23 protein-coding genes are annotated in these 15,231 nt (G+C 60.3%); 6 read left to right on the top strand and 17 right to left on the bottom strand.

The window, feature by feature from the left end; translation table 11 throughout:
* Positions 1-33 precede the first annotated feature (33 nt).
* The 9 genes from KW830_RS05540 to KW830_RS05580 all read right to left on the bottom strand — a co-directional run bounded on the left by KW830_RS05540 (position 34) and on the right by KW830_RS05580 (position 7,979).
* A complete protein-coding gene (locus KW830_RS05540) occupies positions 34-1,002 on the bottom strand; it encodes a major capsid protein (protein ID WP_218332404.1) in 969 nt (322 codons plus the stop codon).
* Between the two features lie 19 nt (positions 1,003-1,021).
* A complete protein-coding gene (locus tag KW830_RS05545) occupies positions 1,022-1,762 on the bottom strand; it encodes a DUF6651 domain-containing protein (RefSeq protein ID WP_218332405.1) in 741 nt (246 codons plus the stop codon).
* Positions 1,763-2,230: 468 nt separating this feature from the next.
* A complete protein-coding gene (locus tag KW830_RS05550; RefSeq protein ID WP_255578097.1) occupies positions 2,231-2,485 on the bottom strand; it encodes a hypothetical protein in 255 nt (84 codons plus the stop codon).
* A gap of 61 nt (positions 2,486-2,546) precedes the next feature.
* A complete protein-coding gene (locus KW830_RS05555) occupies positions 2,547-3,656 on the bottom strand; it encodes a phage head morphogenesis protein (protein ID WP_218332407.1) in 1,110 nt (369 codons plus the stop codon).
* On the bottom strand, positions 3,656-5,023 hold the full coding sequence (locus KW830_RS05560; RefSeq protein WP_255578098.1) for a DUF4055 domain-containing protein: 1,368 nt from the start codon (positions 5,021-5,023) through the stop codon (positions 3,656-3,658). The genes KW830_RS05555 and KW830_RS05560 overlap by 1 nt, the downstream gene beginning before the upstream one ends.
* 7 nt (positions 5,024-5,030) lie before the next feature.
* Positions 5,031-6,317: a terminase large subunit domain-containing protein gene (locus tag KW830_RS05565; protein ID WP_218332641.1), complete on the bottom strand. Its 1,287-nt coding sequence runs from the start codon at positions 6,315-6,317 to the stop codon at positions 5,031-5,033.
* Positions 6,304-6,768, bottom strand: coding sequence for a DUF2280 domain-containing protein (locus KW830_RS05570; RefSeq protein WP_218332408.1), 465 nt, complete (start codon positions 6,766-6,768; stop codon positions 6,304-6,306). Before KW830_RS05570 ends, KW830_RS05565 begins: the two co-directional genes overlap by 14 nt.
* Positions 6,769-6,797: 29 nt before the next feature.
* Positions 6,798-7,439, bottom strand: coding sequence for a putative metallopeptidase (locus KW830_RS05575; protein ID WP_218332409.1), 642 nt, complete (start codon positions 7,437-7,439; stop codon positions 6,798-6,800).
* Between the two features lie 42 nt (positions 7,440-7,481).
* Positions 7,482-7,979: a hypothetical protein gene (locus KW830_RS05580; protein ID WP_218332410.1), complete on the bottom strand. Its 498-nt coding sequence runs from the start codon at positions 7,977-7,979 to the stop codon at positions 7,482-7,484.
* Between the two features lie 179 nt (positions 7,980-8,158).
* Here KW830_RS05580 and KW830_RS05585 point away from each other — a divergent pair, with 179 nt between their 5' ends.
* The gene (locus tag KW830_RS05585) at positions 8,159-8,896 is read left to right on the top strand and encodes a YqkE family protein (protein WP_218332411.1); all 738 of its coding nucleotides are present in this window, start codon (positions 8,159-8,161) and stop codon (positions 8,894-8,896) included.
* 143 nt (positions 8,897-9,039) lie between these two features.
* On the opposite strand, the gene KW830_RS05590 is transcribed toward KW830_RS05585, so the two are convergent.
* The 7 genes from KW830_RS05590 to KW830_RS05620 are packed head-to-tail and all read right to left on the bottom strand — an operon-like array spanning position 9,040 to position 12,654.
* The gene (locus KW830_RS05590; protein WP_218332412.1) at positions 9,040-9,447 is read right to left on the bottom strand and encodes a hypothetical protein; all 408 of its coding nucleotides are present in this window, start codon (positions 9,445-9,447) and stop codon (positions 9,040-9,042) included.
* Positions 9,441-10,028, bottom strand: a complete 588-nt coding sequence (locus tag KW830_RS05595) for a recombination protein NinG (RefSeq protein ID WP_218332413.1) — start codon at positions 10,026-10,028, stop codon at positions 9,441-9,443. The genes KW830_RS05590 and KW830_RS05595 overlap by 7 nt, the downstream gene beginning before the upstream one ends.
* Positions 10,028-10,441, bottom strand: coding sequence for a recombination protein NinB (locus KW830_RS05600; protein WP_218332414.1), 414 nt, complete (start codon positions 10,439-10,441; stop codon positions 10,028-10,030). The genes KW830_RS05595 and KW830_RS05600 overlap by 1 nt, the downstream gene beginning before the upstream one ends.
* Complete coding sequence (locus tag KW830_RS05605; RefSeq protein ID WP_218332415.1) at positions 10,434-10,748, bottom strand: hypothetical protein; 315 nt, start codon at positions 10,746-10,748, stop codon at positions 10,434-10,436. The genes KW830_RS05600 and KW830_RS05605 overlap by 8 nt, the downstream gene beginning before the upstream one ends.
* An 8-nt stretch (positions 10,749-10,756) precedes the next feature.
* The gene (locus tag KW830_RS05610) at positions 10,757-11,191 is read right to left on the bottom strand and encodes a hypothetical protein (protein WP_370626092.1); all 435 of its coding nucleotides are present in this window, start codon (positions 11,189-11,191) and stop codon (positions 10,757-10,759) included.
* Positions 11,192-11,204: 13 nt separating this feature from the next.
* Positions 11,205-12,170 carry a YdaU family protein gene (locus KW830_RS05615; protein WP_218332417.1) on the bottom strand — a complete coding sequence of 322 codons (966 nt, stop codon included), beginning with the start codon at positions 12,168-12,170 and terminating at the stop codon, positions 11,205-11,207.
* 4 nt (positions 12,171-12,174) lie between these two features.
* Positions 12,175-12,654, bottom strand: a complete 480-nt coding sequence (locus tag KW830_RS05620) for a phage regulatory CII family protein (RefSeq protein ID WP_218332418.1) — start codon at positions 12,652-12,654, stop codon at positions 12,175-12,177.
* A 76-nt stretch (positions 12,655-12,730) separates the two neighbouring features.
* Between KW830_RS05620 and KW830_RS05625 the strand changes: the two genes are divergently transcribed.
* From KW830_RS05625 to KW830_RS05640, 4 genes are all read left to right on the top strand, one after another.
* Positions 12,731-12,874 (top strand): hypothetical protein, encoded by a 144-nt coding sequence (locus tag KW830_RS05625; protein WP_218332419.1) that lies wholly within the window; start codon positions 12,731-12,733, stop codon positions 12,872-12,874.
* Between the two features lie 65 nt (positions 12,875-12,939).
* Positions 12,940-13,224, top strand: a complete 285-nt coding sequence (locus KW830_RS05630) for a hypothetical protein (RefSeq protein ID WP_218332420.1) — start codon at positions 12,940-12,942, stop codon at positions 13,222-13,224.
* A 185-nt stretch (positions 13,225-13,409) separates the two neighbouring features.
* Positions 13,410-13,592, top strand: coding sequence for a hypothetical protein (locus KW830_RS05635; protein ID WP_218332421.1), 183 nt, complete (start codon positions 13,410-13,412; stop codon positions 13,590-13,592).
* 117 nt (positions 13,593-13,709) lie between these two features.
* Positions 13,710-14,081, top strand: coding sequence for a DUF2513 domain-containing protein (locus KW830_RS05640; protein ID WP_218332422.1), 372 nt, complete (start codon positions 13,710-13,712; stop codon positions 14,079-14,081).
* A 202-nt stretch (positions 14,082-14,283) separates the two neighbouring features.
* On the opposite strand, the gene KW830_RS05645 is transcribed toward KW830_RS05640, so the two are convergent.
* Positions 14,284-14,490 carry a Cro/Cl family transcriptional regulator gene (locus tag KW830_RS05645; protein WP_218332423.1) on the bottom strand — a complete coding sequence of 69 codons (207 nt, stop codon included), beginning with the start codon at positions 14,488-14,490 and terminating at the stop codon, positions 14,284-14,286.
* 70 nt (positions 14,491-14,560) lie between these two features.
* Here KW830_RS05645 and KW830_RS05650 point away from each other — a divergent pair, with 70 nt between their 5' ends.
* On the top strand, positions 14,561-15,226 hold the full coding sequence (locus KW830_RS05650; RefSeq protein ID WP_218332424.1) for a LexA family transcriptional regulator: 666 nt from the start codon (positions 14,561-14,563) through the stop codon (positions 15,224-15,226).
* Positions 15,227-15,231: the final 5 nt, after the last annotated feature.

The raw sequence follows: 15,231 nt of genomic DNA on the forward strand, positions 1-15,231 counted from the left end.
CCAAAGAGAAAGGGGCCGGAGCCCCTTTGGTGATTACTTGGCCGCGTCGCCCACCGTCAGCACGCCGGCCGTTGCCTTGATGCTGTTGGCAACCAGGTCCCAGTTCGCACCGGTGCCCAGGGCCGCATCGCTTGGGCTCTTGCCGCCATTGGCCGTGTCCCAGGTGTAACCCAGCATGCTCAGGCCAAAGCTGTAATCGGCTTGGAAGGAGGTCTCGATGCGCTCCTTGCCGTTGGCGGTCTCGATGTTGGTGATCAGGTCCGAGCCATCGGTCACCACGGCCGCACCATTGGCCAAGGACAGCACCCGTTGCTTGTTGGGTGTTCCCGCGGCATACAGCGCCGGCGCATCGGTCACGATGACCGCCTTGCCCAGGATGTCCACGATGGTCACGTTGCCGGCCTGGAACAGCTGCTGGGCATTGGCCAGGTTCTGGCCGATCAGCTTGTGGAAGACCTCGCCGGTCATCACCTGGGCGATCAGGCGGTTCGACGCATCACCGAACTTGGCGTGGCCGGCGTTGATGGCTGCATACGAGATCCCGGCGGTAGCCGACACATCGTTCAAAGCAGCAGGCTGGTTGCCCAGGGCCGCCACCAAAGCGCGAATGGCCGTGTTCAGCTGGTCAGCCACAATGGCTTCGGACAGGTTGCGGGAGATGACCTCCAGCGCCTCTTCCGGAGACTTCTGGATCCAGCTCATCTGGGCCGGCTCCCACAGGATGGGACCAAAGCCGCCGGCGATCTTCACCGCATCGTGCTGCTTTTGGGCCAGCGGGGTTGCTGCCTGCTCTTCGTTGGAGCCGTAACGGCCGACGCGGCGCTGTGCACCGTGCAGGCCGGCCCAGAAGCTTTCCTGCAGGAAATCACCGTCAATGCCTTGGGTCGTCAGGCGGATGGCGCCAGCGGATGCGGCGTTGAACTTGGCGACGTCTTGCGCCAGGGTTTCGATGGTCGCGGTCTTCAGGTGCTGGTTGAAGACCTTCATATCGGACAAGGACATGGCTATGCCTTTCTGCCCATTACTGGGCGTTGGATGTCATTTGTTTGATTGCGGCAACCCGTTCGGCTTTGCTGCCGCCGAAATTGCCTTGAGGTTTCCCACCGCCACCACCGGAACTTGAAGCACCGCCGCCGCTGGCCCCTGTGCCCTTGAGGATGTGATCCTTGCCTGGGTACTGGTTGACCAACATGCCCAAGGCCTCATCGAAGCCGGCCAGCTCGCCCGGGTTGGATGCCGAGTACAGCTTGTTGCCGTTCGCGTCCTTGGCCACGACCTTGCCCTCTTCGATGCTGAAGGCCTTGCCGAAATAGGCCTGCACCAGGTCGGGCGGAATCGCCAGCTTTTCCTGAGCGAACTTGGAGCGTGCGAAGCTGCCACCGATCATCTCGGCGTACAGCTGCTGCTCCAGCTTGGCGGCCTGACCATTCGCTGTGTCCAGCTGCGCCTGGAATGCCTTGCCGATCTCGGTTTTGACCTTCTCGATCTCGCCGGCATCCACCAGCTTCTTGGCGTCGAGGTTGGCCACCAGTTGCAGCGCCTCCAGCGCCTTGGCCGGGTCTGCAATGCCTTCAAAGCCCTTGAGGGACTTCTCAGCAGTTTCGGCCCGCTCACGGTGGGACTTGGCCTCGGCATTCAGTCGCGCGATGGTCTGGGTGGTGCCCAGGGCATCGAACACCACATCGGTGCCGTCGTCTTTCACATACACGGGCTTGCCGTCTTGCAGGACTGCATGGCCTTGATCATCAAGCTTCAGTTTCATAGGTGATATGGCCATCCGGCCTCAGTGGAGTGGGCCATCCAGCCCTTTGCGCCCTCAGCCATCCAGCTTCTGGGCAAGAAAAAGCCCGCCGGGATTGCTCCAGGCGGGCGGAAAAAGAAAAGCCAGCGGTACAGGCTGGCTTCAGGGGTTAGTTTTGGTCTTGCATAAAGCGGCGCTCCTGGATGGTTCGCTCTCCGAACCATTTACGAGGATTGCCGCACATCCAGCAGGAGCAGATACAGGGATGCTGCACAACAGCTCCAAGACGACGAGGCTCTAACCCCTCATCTTGGTTGCCCCAGTATGAGGCTCTTGCAGCTTTCAAGCGCGCGACATGACTGCGCCTTTCAGCGCGGCTTTGGTCTTTCGGAAACATACAGACTCCACCGACCGCCTGCCGCTGTAGAAGTACAGCTATTCAAGGGCAAACGGCCGTTCTTATGTGGATCTGTTCGTATTGGGTTCTCTTCACTTCACTACCTTTGGCTTGATCCGCCTCGGTTTGGGCTCTTTCACGACCTTGGGCCGATCGGGAATCATATTGCTATAGATACCCCGCTTCCAGCAGTGCGGGCAGACACCGTGGTCCGTTACGGTGCCAGGCTTGATCCTGCCTCCAACGATGCGATCGCCGTTGCGGATGATCATCGTGTCCAGGCCGCCGCACTTATTGCACATCAGTGCGCCATCAGGGCGTGCAATCGCCTTGATGCGCTCAACCATGGCGGTAAGGCGATCTGGCGGTGTGGGAGGAACAAGCTCAAGCGGCATCACTCCATTGTGCCTACAGCCCTGCCCGTCGGAAAGCCTCTGCATCACGCTTTCGCAAGTCTTCCAACGTCAGCAGCTCACCCCGCGCGGTGTACAGGTCTGCCATTTGCAGCTTGCTGTCCCGCAGCAGCCGGCCCCGGGTCGCGCCCAGCACCTCGTCCTGGCGTTTGGCGCTTTGCTTCTTCAGCCAGTCCGCATAGCTGGTGTCCGCCGCCACCTGGCCATCCATGCTGGCTCGGGTCTTACCACTCACCTCGATCTCCGGGATGTCGATGCCCAGCTCCTTGAAGCTCTTGAGCACCGGCACCTGGCCGGAGCGGCAGCGCCAGTGCAGGCGCCCTGGGCCAGCCAGCCACGGCACCTTGTGGCCCATGGGCTTGTGAGTGCCAGGCGAATACAGCAACCGGTCACGAATACGGCACATCGCGCTGGTGCGCAGATCCAGCGCGGCCGACCACTGCAAGGCCTTCAATAGGTCGACATTGGCCTCCATCACGTTGTCCTGGGCCACGCCGGCCGTATGCGATAGCGCTGTACGCACCACCGCCTCAACATCGCGCCGGTCCTTCTGGATCAGTCCATCCTCGAAACTCTTCGCCCGGGTGCCTCGCAGCTCCCGGATGATCTGCTCTGTGGTCTTGCCTTCCACAAAGCCCTGGGCAATGGCCTGGCGTACCCTCTTCATCTTGGTGGCGTTCAGCTCGCTCCAGACGTTCTTGAGCAGCACGCCTTGGAACGGCCGGGACATGGCCGCGGCATAGACGGCTTCGGCGCTCACCGAGGCAACGTGCACGCTCACAGGGAGATGCGACACCAGCATCTGCTGCTGGTAGGCCACCTCGTAGGCCACAAACTCCTTGAGTTCCTTGGTCAGCTCCAACCCCATTTCGGCGTAGACCGCGGCGCTCAGGCTGCGGATGCTGGTCAGCAGCGACTCCAGGCGCTCCATGGAGAACAGCGTGGCGTCCAAGCTCGCGAGCGCTACTGCTAGCTCTGCAGCCAGTCGTTTGTCCGACCGGTTCAGAACGGCCAGGATGCGGCTCAACACGTTGGTGGTGTACCCCTGCAGATCGACCTGGTGCCGGATGTGCTCCTGCAAGAGCAGGTCGTTCACGGAATCCATCACTCAACTCCCACAGTCCCAAGCGCCGGCTCGGCTTCCTTGGCCATGGCTGCTTCCTGCGCCACATCCAGGTCAGGGCTCAACACGCCGCGGCGCTGAAGCTCCTTGAGACCCGTTTCCTTGGTGATCAGGCCGCCCTGCGCCATCGTCACCACCAATTGAGCCGATGCGTCGCTCAGGCTGTTGGCCGCGAAGTCCTTGAACAGGCTGGCTGTGCCGCCCTCGCCGACCTTGAGCCAGTCCGCAGTGAATTGCAGCGCCAGGTCCAAGGCATCTTCAAAGTTCTCCACGATCCGCTGCAGCATGGACTTGTTGGCCTCTGCATCGTTGCTGGCCTCCGTCGCTGTGCGCTGGCCCGGCTGGGCCACCAGTAGCTCAGCACCGGTCTGGATCATCTGCGCCTCCAGGGCCTCCAGCTCGGAGCGCCCCACCGTCACCGACTCGGCCGAGCCCTGGACCACCTTGGCGTCGGCATTGGTCGGCAGGCGCAAAGCCATGTCACTGGCGATGGTCACCTTGTCTTCACTGGTCAAACCCGTGAACACCAGCAGGCGCTTGCGGGCAAAGCGGGCGCTATCGTCCTGATCGCTCTGGTGCTGCCAGTGCTTGATGTTCAAGTCAGCTAGGCTGGACAGTGGCGGCAAGCCCTGCATGAAGCCGGCCCGCAGGCCATACAGCGGCACGAATGGGATATGGCCCAGGGAGGTAGTCCCCTCCTCCTGCAGGCTGTAGCCCTTGGCATCCTCCTGCCACAGCTCCCACTTGCCAGGGCTCAGCACGCGGACGCGCCTTACTGTCTTAGTGCCGTACTCACCATCCTGAACCTCGGCCGTCTCCGACAGCCTCAGTTGGGTCAGCACCACCTTGCCGCCCACGCTGGCAGTCTTGAAACCCAGGATCTGGTCATGCTTGATGTGCACCCAGTAAGGCCGCACACCTAGGCGCTTTTCGTCGGCCACCGTCTTGGCTTCGCCCTGGGTCTTGGGGCAATCCACCAGGATCCCGCCATAGCCATACTTGATCGCGGCCTGGTCGAAGCACTCCGATGCAAAGGCATGCAGGCTACGGCCCTGGCCATCGATATCGCCCACCAGCGCCTCGACAGCCGCCGGCACACCGGTCAGCGTCAGCTCCTTGGCAAAAGGCTTGCCTGCCATCACCCCGCAGGTGCGCTCGAAGGCCGGGAAAAGCGTGGAAGTCTCCAGGCGGTACTGGTAGTCGTCGTTGCTCTCCGCCGGTTGCTGGGGCAGAAACTTCTTGGCGGCGGCGCGCATCGCCTTGGTACCGCCCAGCAGCGCTGCAATCGTTGGCCAATGCGCTGCCATCGCGCCCAGCTTCGGATCGCGCTCATCTACTTTCAGAGCCATCGTGGCCTCACATTCGGAATTGCTGCACCTGGGCCACTTTCTTGACGATGGGCCACTGGTAAGCAATGGGGTAGCCGGCAGCGTCCAGGATGTGATCCACCCCGCTCGCCTTATCCGGCACCCCGTTTTTGTCGTATGCCTGCTGCTCCAAAGCCTCGGTGAGCTTCGGGCAGCGCAGCGTGTTGACCTTCAGACGCCTATGCCCCTCTCCATTCAAGATCAGGGCGTTTACGGCGTTGATGCGATCGGCCACCGCAGGATTGGTCGGATTCACCCGCACGCTCAACCCATGCTCCCGCAGGATCGACAGGTCAGACTCGCTGGCGTTCTTGCTGCTGCTGTTCTGGCCAGAGGCATCTGGGTAGACAGTCACAGCATGGCCTTTGCTGACGTAGCGGTCTTTGAACAGCTGCGCCATGTAGGGCGTGTCCCGCCCGTCTGTGATCTCGTCCACCGCCACCGGCCAACCATCCCGCACCACATAGACCACAGCAGCCATATGCAGACGGTTGAAGTCCATCCCGATCAGCAGCGGCTCGCCCTCCTGGATGGATTCAAAGCAGTGGCTCTGCACCCGGTCAAACTCCGGGTACACGCTGCCCGACATCAGGTTGACGAACACCCCACGCAGGTAGGCATCAATTAACTGCTTCGGATAGCTTTCGAACAGCGACGGGATGTAGTCCGCCGGTAGGTTCTTGGCGTTGTCGTAGGTGCTGGCCTGGATCAGCCCATACAGGCTTTCCAGTTGCGGCTTGTCCCGCAGCGCCTTTACAAATTGCTGGTAGGTGAACTTGAAGCCCTCGGGCGTTGTGGTTACGTCCACACCGTTCTTGAGCCCTGGGGCGTTGTAGCGCATCCGCGCGATGATCTTGCGCCAGGCCTGCTCCGCCTTGGTGGCCGCCATCACATCCAGTTCGTCGACCAGGGCATGGCCAATCTTGAAGCCCACGATTGCCTGGGGCCGGTCCATCGACCGGCAGATCACCGTGGTGCGGTACTGCCGGCCGGAAAAGAGATGAACCTCTTTGTTCGACTCCTTGATGTCGGCCCGCAGGCCCCAGTCGTGCGCCACCTCTTCCATCGTCGGGAAGAAGATGTCCCGGATCTGCGGATAGCTCGGAGCGAAGTACCCGGCATTGATGCGCGGCCACTCCCAGGCGTGCGATGCCAGCCCGGAGCATCCCACCCAGGTTTTGCCCGAACCAAACCCTGCCACGAAGGCACGGTACTTGTGAGGCAGGTTCAGGAACTTGGCTTGCGGGACATTCAGGCGCGGGCTAACCGTCTGCATCTGCACGGGCGTCCTGCACCTGCACGATGACCTTGACCGGCTGGGGCGCGTCGCCGCCTTGGCCGTCGCTTGCCTCTGGCTTGCGGTTCACATAGATGTCGCCGCACTCCTTCGCCGCCTGCTCCAGCATCTGCATGGCCAGGGGCAGGTTCTTCATGCCCTCGGCCCTCATCACCATCCGCTGCAGAGTCCGCAAGCGGTATGCACGCTGGGCAATTGGAATCTGCCCCACATCCCGCTTGAACGCCTCGCGGGTCGCATCGAACAGGTCGCGCCACTTCTTGGCCAAGTCCTTGCCGGCAGCCTTGGTGGGGTCGTAGCACCCCACATGGCCGCGATCAATGACCGTGCCGAATTCCTCTTTCACCGCCTCAGCGACTTGGCTGGGGGTGTCGTAACAGGCGAGCGCTTGCACAATGAAGCGCTTCTCCGCCTCACTGAGCTTTGCCATATGCGGGCTCCGTCTAAGGTTGGTGGGTGTTATGCGACAGCCTTGAGGCAGGTGCCGCATGCGTGAGCAATGCTGCCCAATCGCAGCTCGGGGCCGGCGTTCGCGGCGCTCACCAGTTTGTGCACATCAGCTGATGCACCGTATCGCCTGACCACGCCGATGAACTCTTCCACATCGTGGCCTCGAATCTGGAGCTTGGGCAGACCACTCTTGGAGAACTTGGGAGCGCCAAACTCGTCCAGCTGCTGGGCGATGTGATAGAGCTCATGCTCTACCAGTGCGCACCACTCGGCATCCGAGCACTGGGCGCAGTAGCTGGCGTCCAGAGTGATCATGAAGCTGGGCACCCGGCCAAACCAGTCGCAGAGCTGTTGTTCCTGCCGGCCCTTCTGCCAGCCTCCTGCGCGGATCATCACTTCCTCGGCCTGACCGATCACGGTCTTCGTCGCCTTGATGAATCCACCTGGGGCCCAGAGAAACACCAAGTCAGCGTCGATTAGATGGGCGTGGTCCTCGTTATGGATCAGCCCATCACTCGCCATGATGTGTTCTTGCACCCACTGTGCTACCCCATGGGCGGGCTCGTAACGGTCAAGATTGAGTATGGGATATGGGCGCCAGCCGATGCCGCTCATGGCAACCAGCTTTGCCTTTTCCGGTTTTGTTGCCATTACAGGACCTTAAATAAAAAGCCACCCGGAGGTGGCCTAGCGTCAGTTTTCCTGCGGCAGCGTACTGATGTCAATTTGCTTTCGCACGATAGTCATGAGGACCGTATAGAAGAAGTCATTCGGCCGAAATGGCGAATACACCACCCGCTCCCCGCCATCTACATTTATGTATGGATCGTCATATGCTGGGATATGCACATGCAAAAGCGTGTGCTCACCGTCTCCGCCTCTGAGGGGCGCTGCTACAACAGCCACTCCGCCAAGCCGTTCATTATTGACAGCCCAAGCAAGCCGGATCCTCGACTCACCGGCAAAAGATTTCACGACAGCCGAGCCACTCCCTTGTTCCGTAACTACAGAGAGATCAGGGACATTTTGAGCCTCTTCGCTCGCCACCTCCTCTAGCCCCACCAGCACCTCGGCATACTTGAGCTTGATATCACGGACATGCCTTTGAGAGTTGGATGCCTTTCGCCATGCCGCCTCAATAACTCCATTCGCTGACATACCTATCCTTCTTGCTACGAAAAGCATCAGCATACATGACCTCTCATACGGACTGCTGACAGAGTCGCAGGCAATGCACTTTGCCTAACTCTAGATCTGCGACAGATCACTCAAAAACACAGGTACGCCTTGGGTATTTTCGGATGCAGCCATGGTTAAACTATGATTGCAATAAACTGTTTTTAAAAAACTTACACCAAAAGGAAATAGGGATGGGACGAATACTTGGGTGGATAGGTGCGCTTTTTACCATCGCCTACCTCGGAGGCCTCGCTTGGCTAACGCACGGACGTTGGCCTAAATTACAAGAGTTGCCGCTCAACGAGCTTGGAGACTTCCTTGCAGGCTCATTTGGCCCGCTGGCCATTTTATGGTTAGTTCTCGGTTATTTTCAGCAAGGAATAGAACTCAGACAAAACAGTGAAGCCCTGCATCTTCAGGCGGCAGAGTTAAAAAACTCGGTCGAGCAACAAACGATCCTGGCGAATGTGGCTCGGAGTCAACTGGAAGCCGAATTGGAAAGTCTGAAGGAGCAGCGTGAGAAGGCCAAGCGAGAGGAGATCGAGCGTAAGCGCCGCGCTCAACCGAGCTTCACTTTTTCAATAGGTGGGAGCCATGGCTCGGAAAGCCAGCACACTATTAAGATTATAAATTATGGCCACAAATGTACTAATTTTCGCATTTTCACCATTGGCATTAGTGAAAATTTTTCTAGAAAAAATACTGATTACTTAGACCAAAATTCACATTTTTCGACCGTACTAACTCTACCTCGTCACCCGAAAGAAAAGAGTTTTTACGTTCGTACAGAGTTCATAGATGGTCTTGGAGATCCTGGGATTCAGCTCTTTCGAGCTGATATCGATTTTTCTTCGGACTACGGCTATGGCACCCTAATATTCACTTTAGTTGATAATTCGGACGAAGATTCGCAAGACTATTCTGAGTAATCGCGAAAACATCTCTGAAAATGACTGCAAAAATAAAAAGCCCGCTGGCGAACCTAGCGGGCTTTTGCGAATGAAACCAGAGGTCGCAGCAAACCCGGCGCAAACCGGGTTCGTTCTTTGCTGGTGCTAACGATGCGCGTACGTTATCTGAAATTCTCCATGCCGTCAACAGCCCGCAGGCGATTGCACAGCATAGACCGCCCCTCTTTCACCAGCTCGGCCAGGCGCTCCTTGCTCACCGCTGCCTGCCGCGCTGCCTTCACCGGATTGCCGCTGTACACATACCACCAGCGGATCGCAAAGCGGTGCCGCTCCGGCAGCGCATACACCGCCTTCTCCATCAGATGCCCGTCGATGGCATCCACAGCCAGGGTGATGGAGCCGCGTTCGCGCTCCTCTTTTTCCTTCAGGTGCCGCCACATAGGGTGCGCGGTCCAGGAGGCGCCTTTGCCGGACACCCAGCGGCGCCAGTTCTGCAGCCGCTCGTGGATGGCAGCGTGTTCCGGTGCAATTCGCTGGTAGTCAACGTAGCCCTTGGTCTTCATCAGCATTTGGCCTTCTCTTTCAGTTGCTTCAACTTGGTCTTGTAGGTTTCTCGGATCTCGATCAGCCCCTGCCGGCTCCATTTGCGCACCTGGTTGTCTGCCTCCAGCGCCTCCACTCGGGCCAGGCCGATGCGCGCGACCAGGCGGATGCGGTAGTCCACGGCGTTGCCGGCCAGGAACTGGTTGTCGTGCTTGCTTTGGGCGTGGCAGTTGTCCTCGTGGAAACGCAGGTGCGATGCGGCACCAGTGCTGCGGTAGTGGCCTGCGTCCACGGCATTACCGGACCAGTCCAGCGGGCGGCCGGAGCTGATGCAGGCATGGCCGGCCTGGCGGTCGCGCTCACGGATGAAGGCGTTGAATGCGATCTGCGCCTCTTTGATGAGGTCCGGCAAAGTCTTCAGTGCTTCCTTGCGCCTGCGTGTCTCGGCCCGCTCCACCTTGGCCGCCATGCGGGCCTTCTTCTCTTCGGCGCGCGCGACCTTGGCGGCCTGGGCCTCGGCGTACCCGTCAATGCAGCCCGGGTGGATCCGCTGGCCCTGCTCCAGCTTGCCCTTACAGTGCGGGCAGCGTGTGCGGCGGAAGGTCATCACGCGCCCTCCCACAGGTCGTAAAACGTCACGCCCAGCTCGGATGCGGCATAGGCCTCCACCTGGGTGCAAAACTCAGCAAACTCAGCAGTGCTCAGGCTCTTGGAGCTGGCACCCACCACGGAGCCATCGGGCAGCTCCACCACGCCGATGAACTTGCGCTTGAGCAGCTCGTGCCAGGTCTCGGCGTCGAACTGCCGGCCGTTGACCACCGCCTGCTGCGCAATCTGCGCCAGGACACCGTTGCCCCAATAGCGGCGGTTCTGCGCCCGGGTGCGCTTGCGGCGCGCCACGGTCAGCATCCAGCGGCCGGAACCCTGCAGTGCGCTCCGCAAGAACGGGAACAGCTGCGCCTTGATGGCCACCCAGGCCTGCTGCCGGCTGAACAGATCGATCTCCAGCTTCTCAGACACGGGCTGCCCTCCACAGCAAAGGCGCCCAGGGGTTGCCCTGCAGGGCCTGCAAAAAAGCTGCCTGTACCCGCGGTGCCTCCAGCATCTGGTGCGCCGGCGCGCAGCAAAGGGGGTTGCCACAGCGCTGCGTGATGCGCGCCTGCTCCGGCACCATCACCCCGCTCAGCTCCAGCACCTGCTTGTGCACCCGGCGGTTGAAGCGCACCCCGCCCTCGTGCACGCTCAGATAAGGGCGCTGGCGAATCAGCGCGCCCTGCCAGATCCAGCAGCCGCCATTGACACGGCAGCGGCTCTTGATTTGTTCCATTGCCGCATTCATGCGACCACCTCCATGCCCAGGGCCTCGCACGCAAAGCGCAGTTGAGCAGGCCTGAGCCTCTCTCCTGCTTTGTGGCGATTGATCAACGTTTTTGCCCACTGCTTGGGATCGATGCGAGGAGCCAGCGCCTGCTTGAGTTCGGTTTGCTTGGCGATCTGCTCTGCAACCACTCGCTCATTGGCCAGTGGGGCCGGCAGACGATGGAACTCCGGCAGCGGGCAGTTGTTGGCAAAAGCTCGAAACTGGCTCACGTTCGGGCAGCGCTCGGGAAGGTGACGCAGCGCATAGCGAAGCGGCTCTAGGTTTTGCGCGAAGCCAGAAAGCTCGCTGCCCCAGTCGCTCTTGACCAGGTTCATGTCCACGCCGTCCCATTGCCGCAACCAGGTTGCCCCGTAGCGAACGGCCAATTTGGCAAAGATCGCGTCGATCACGCGGGGGAATGATTCATCCTGCATGCCGGCCTCCGATCGCAACCTGCTTGGGCGCAACGTCGATCACGTCGCCACCGTTCATGAAGCTCTGGGCCATGTCGAAGCTGCTCACAGCGCCGGGAGCCTTGCGCGCCGCCATGGGCGCTACCTCCTCCATGCGCTGCCGGGCCGCCCGTTGAGCGAAGGTTTCGACTGGTGCATGCGGGTCCACGCCAGCCACGCGGGGTTTGCTCAGCTGCTTTTGCAGATCCCGCGCCTCCCGCTCCTCGCGCTCCACAATCCCCAGCGCATAGCTGAAGCTCTTGCCCGCCGCCAAGGCCTTGTGCGCCGCGTCCTCGAGCTGGCCCACCGTGACGCCAGCGTGCAGCAGCGCGTTGAGCTTGGCATTGCCCGGGTTGACCACCCCCCCCCCCAACCGCTTCATCAGCTGGCACACCGTGCCGGCCAGCGGGTGGCTGTTGTCACCGGTGGGGCGTGGCAGCTCGTGCGGTTCGGGTGGATCGTTCACGGGTGGCTGAAAACCGCCCGCCACCCCCTGGGGGGTTGGGGGGATATCTGGTTCTTGGTTATTGGTTCTTGGTTCTTGGTTGCCTTTCGAGTGGGTTTCGACCGCTACCCCATCGCTAACCGACTGCAAACCCACTGGGTTCTTTTGGGTTTCCTTTGGCTTCTTGGGACGCCCTCCTTTGGCACCATTGGCCCGGTTCTTGGCCTGCATTTGCTGGAACCGGGCAATCTCCTGGTCGCAACGCTCGTGCACCCAGCCGTCTTCAGTAAGCACAAAGAAGTCTTGGAGCACTGTTTCGAGATCTTTGGTATCCACTCGCAAACGCCTGGAAACCCACTGGGTTTCCAGTGGGATAGGCTTTTCGGTGTCGTAGTACCAATCCAGCGCGCGGCGGTATGCCAAGTCCTCCCCGTTGGTGAGGTGCATGGTCCCGCTGCGGTAGTCGCCAATGTGGAACGGGTAGTAATTCATGGCCCTACTCCACCCGGCTGCGGTTGTCGGCCGCGTGCTCGGCCTTCAGCGCGGCGGCCACGGCCTGCAGGGCAGAGACCGCCTGGCCAATTTCAGTCAGCACCTCGCGCTTGTCGTTGTCGCTGATGTTCCCGTCCGCCTTGGAGCGCGTCACGGCCAGAAGCACATCAGCCGTCTCGTGCACCGCGTGGGCCGTGGTCCTGGACAGGCACAAGCCACCCTCTCCCATATCCATCACCGGCAGCGAGAGCACCCCTGCCTTGAACGAAAACACCGTGCCCAGGGCATGGGCCTCCGGGCTGCCGGCCTCACGGCACATCTCGGCAATTTGCTCAGCATCAGCCAGGCCCATCTTGTGGTGAGCAGAGGCGCCGCTCAGCTCTTTGCGCAGCACTTCATCAGATTTGCCCAGGCGCACAGCCAGGGCTGCCCGGCCTCCCGGGTAGTTGGCAACCATGCGCCGTAATGCATCAAGGGAGTTCATGTCCGGGCTCCAGAAAAACGGACGTTGCAGCCGCTCGGGGTAGATCCGACACTTGGCCCAACGAAGAAAGAGAGAGATGGAACCCAAGCCACAACCGCCCAAGCCCGAAGCGCTGACACCAGAGCAGGTGCAAGCAGCCATTGAACGGGCCGAGAAGTGGCTTGGAAGGATTGAGGCACGCGCGCTGCGTGCGATCGCGCTGGGGCAACGCGATGTGTAGGGGTGCCCGCCCTGCCCTGGTCTATGCTGGTGCGGCTTACACAACCAACCCCAGGGAGAGCGGACATGACAAAACCAGAAGAACTGCAAGCGCAGATCGATGGATTGCGGCTATTGGTGATGAGCCTCTTGGCCCGAATCCCTGCGGAAGAAATCAGCAAGGACGTGGAGATCAGATTCGAATCTTGGGAGAACATGCACATACCCACCGGAGTCAGCAATTCGTATCTGGATCTGATGCAGACCGAGAAGGACCGCGCCCTTCACATGCTCGAGACGCTTCGGGGGCAGCAGAGTGCAAGTGCGAAGACAACACTGCAGCAGCCGCCTTCCGACCACGCGTCACCCTAGCGAACGGGCTGGAGCCATGCCTCTCGCGGCACTTCTTCAGCCGCCGCACAGACTCAAAAGTGGAGCCGCCAAAGCGGTACGGGTCAGCCATGGGGGTCTCCTCTGCGTTTGGCGTGGAATGGGTGCCCGCCCTGCCCTGGGCTACGATGGAAGTTCCTACACAACCAACACCAGAGAGAGCGGACATGAAACAGGAATTGATAGGTCCAACAGCAACGCTCGCTGCAGCGCTGCTGTCGAACCTCGAAGACGAGCACAGCGAATTCACTCCAGCCATCGTTGCGGCCGCATTCGAAGAGGCGTACTTCATGCTTCTCGATGGCATTCAGCGGGTGGACAGCGAGATTGCGCGGCGCGAGAAGCTTTAGCAGCGGCGTACAGGTCAGCCATGACTCACCTCCTTGGCGTTTGGCTTGGAACGGGTGCCCGCCCTGCTCCGGGCTACGATGGGAGTTCCTACACAACCATCACCAGGGAGGGCGGGCATGAAGCGGGACATGGACTTGATCAGGCGCATTGCGCTTGCAGCGGAAGATTTGCCGATTGGCGAAACGCTGGATGGCCTGGACGATGTGGAGCAGGATGTCTTCTCGCTCCACGTCATATGGATGAAAGAAGCAGGCTTGGTCCATGCAGCAGTCAGCGAGTACATGGACGAAGGAGCCGCCGCCTTTGTTTTCCGCCTCACTTGGAGTGGCTGCGAATTCGCGGACGCAATCCGCGACGAAACGCTCTGGAAGAAGGCGAAAGCAAACGTACTCAAACCCGGCATGTCATTCACCTTCGACGTCCTGAAGGACTGGCTCAAAACCGAAATCACGCAGGGCTTGCCGACCATCCGGGCTTTGGGCCAGTAGCTCACGCAGATCCATGGCCGCAGCCAGAAGGCCTGCCTTGGGTGAGCCTGCCTCGCGCGCAACGTGGGATACGTGGTGCCGAAATGCGATGTGGGAATCAGCCATGCAGAACCAGCGCGCAGCACATGCAGCAACAGCAGTGGCTAGTGCGCCCTGCTCTCCTGCCCGCACTGCGGCCATATCCACTGCGGGAGGCTTGTGGCTAGCCATGGCTCACCTCCTGGGTGGTGGCGGGCTCAGCGGCGGGCGTGGCCTGCTGCATGCGCCACAGGGCAGCTTGAACGCGGTCTGCGATCCGGGCTGGGAGAACTTCCGGCCATTTACCTATGGCCTGATACGAGACGCCGACGGCGTCTGCAGCGGCGGATACCGAGCCGCCTAAAAGTTTGATGGCTTCAACTTTGCGCATGCCAAATTGAACCACGGTTAAACATCAAATGTCAACCCAAGTTAAAGCAAGGATGGATAGCATTACAACCATGGTTGCAACATACTGGGACAGGCTCAAGCCAGCTCTTGACGCAAAAAAATGGGGCATACAGCAGTTCGCTGATGCCATTGGTGTGAGCTATCAAGCTGTCGCGAAAGTTCGCGATGGAGGCTCATTCGGCAGCAAGAACAACATCAAGGCAGCAAATGCTCTTGGGCTTAATCCTGGTTGGCTTGCGACCGGCGAAGGCCAGAAAGCTGCCGCCTTCGATACCAACGTACGCCCCGCCCCCCCTGGCATGCGTACGTATCCTGTTATCTCCAAGATCCAGGCCGGTAAGGTGAAGGAAATGGTCTGCCCATATGAGCCAGGCGACGGATTCGCTGTGGAGTTCGGGGAGGACGATGCCTCCCCATGGGCCTTCTATCTGGAAATTGAAGGCGATTCCATGCTGCCCGAGTTCAGGCCAGGTGACCGCGTCCTGATTGACCCCGAGGTGCAGCCCCGCCCTGGCGACTTTGTGGCGGCCCGAAACACCAAGCAAGAAGCCACGTTCAAGAAGTACCGCGTGCGCGGCATTGGTGAGGCCGGACAGGAGGTCTTTGAGTTAGTGCCCCTAAACGACGATTACCCCACGCTTCGTAGCGACGAGCAGCATTTGATTGTTGTTGGGACCATGTTGGAGCACCGACGTAAATTCAGGCGCCAGAAGTAAGCAAG

Source organism: Comamonas sp. CMM03 (genome assembly GCF_019218715.1).
Classification (GTDB): domain Bacteria; phylum Pseudomonadota; class Gammaproteobacteria; order Burkholderiales; family Burkholderiaceae_C; genus Comamonas; species Comamonas terrigena.

Coding starts and splice junctions, on each gene's coding strand:
- KW830_RS05550 (WP_255578097.1), bottom strand. CDS start 2,485: ATGGTTGAGCGCATCAAGGCGATTGCACGCCCTGATGGCGCACTGATG.
- KW830_RS05615 (WP_218332417.1), bottom strand. CDS start 12,170: ATGAATTACTACCCGTTCCACATTGGCGACTACCGCAGCGGGACCATG.
- KW830_RS05605 (WP_218332415.1), bottom strand. CDS start 10,748: ATGGAACAAATCAAGAGCCGCTGCCGTGTCAATGGCGGCTGCTGGATC.
- KW830_RS05595 (WP_218332413.1), bottom strand. CDS start 10,028: ATGACCTTCCGCCGCACACGCTGCCCGCACTGTAAGGGCAAGCTGGAG.
- KW830_RS05540 (WP_218332404.1), bottom strand. CDS start 1,002: ATGTCCTTGTCCGATATGAAGGTCTTCAACCAGCACCTGAAGACCGCG.
- KW830_RS05585 (WP_218332411.1), top strand. CDS start 8,159: ATGGGACGAATACTTGGGTGGATAGGTGCGCTTTTTACCATCGCCTAC.
- KW830_RS05570 (WP_218332408.1), bottom strand. CDS start 6,768: ATGGCAAAGCTCAGTGAGGCGGAGAAGCGCTTCATTGTGCAAGCGCTC.
- KW830_RS05555 (WP_218332407.1), bottom strand. CDS start 3,656: ATGGATTCCGTGAACGACCTGCTCTTGCAGGAGCACATCCGGCACCAG.
- KW830_RS05630 (WP_218332420.1), top strand. CDS start 12,940: ATGACAAAACCAGAAGAACTGCAAGCGCAGATCGATGGATTGCGGCTA.
- KW830_RS05640 (WP_218332422.1), top strand. CDS start 13,710: ATGAAGCGGGACATGGACTTGATCAGGCGCATTGCGCTTGCAGCGGAA.
- KW830_RS05580 (WP_218332410.1), bottom strand. CDS start 7,979: ATGCTGATGCTTTTCGTAGCAAGAAGGATAGGTATGTCAGCGAATGGA.
- KW830_RS05565 (WP_218332641.1), bottom strand. CDS start 6,317: ATGCAGACGGTTAGCCCGCGCCTGAATGTCCCGCAAGCCAAGTTCCTG.
- KW830_RS05645 (WP_218332423.1), bottom strand. CDS start 14,490: ATGCGCAAAGTTGAAGCCATCAAACTTTTAGGCGGCTCGGTATCCGCC.
- KW830_RS05545 (WP_218332405.1), bottom strand. CDS start 1,762: ATGAAACTGAAGCTTGATGATCAAGGCCATGCAGTCCTGCAAGACGGC.
- KW830_RS05625 (WP_218332419.1), top strand. CDS start 12,731: ATGGAACCCAAGCCACAACCGCCCAAGCCCGAAGCGCTGACACCAGAG.
- KW830_RS05620 (WP_218332418.1), bottom strand. CDS start 12,654: ATGAACTCCCTTGATGCATTACGGCGCATGGTTGCCAACTACCCGGGA.
- KW830_RS05635 (WP_218332421.1), top strand. CDS start 13,410: ATGAAACAGGAATTGATAGGTCCAACAGCAACGCTCGCTGCAGCGCTG.
- KW830_RS05575 (WP_218332409.1), bottom strand. CDS start 7,439: ATGGCAACAAAACCGGAAAAGGCAAAGCTGGTTGCCATGAGCGGCATC.
- KW830_RS05590 (WP_218332412.1), bottom strand. CDS start 9,447: ATGCTGATGAAGACCAAGGGCTACGTTGACTACCAGCGAATTGCACCG.
- KW830_RS05650 (WP_218332424.1), top strand. CDS start 14,561: ATGGTTGCAACATACTGGGACAGGCTCAAGCCAGCTCTTGACGCAAAA.
- KW830_RS05560 (WP_255578098.1), bottom strand. CDS start 5,023: ATGGCTCTGAAAGTAGATGAGCGCGATCCGAAGCTGGGCGCGATGGCA.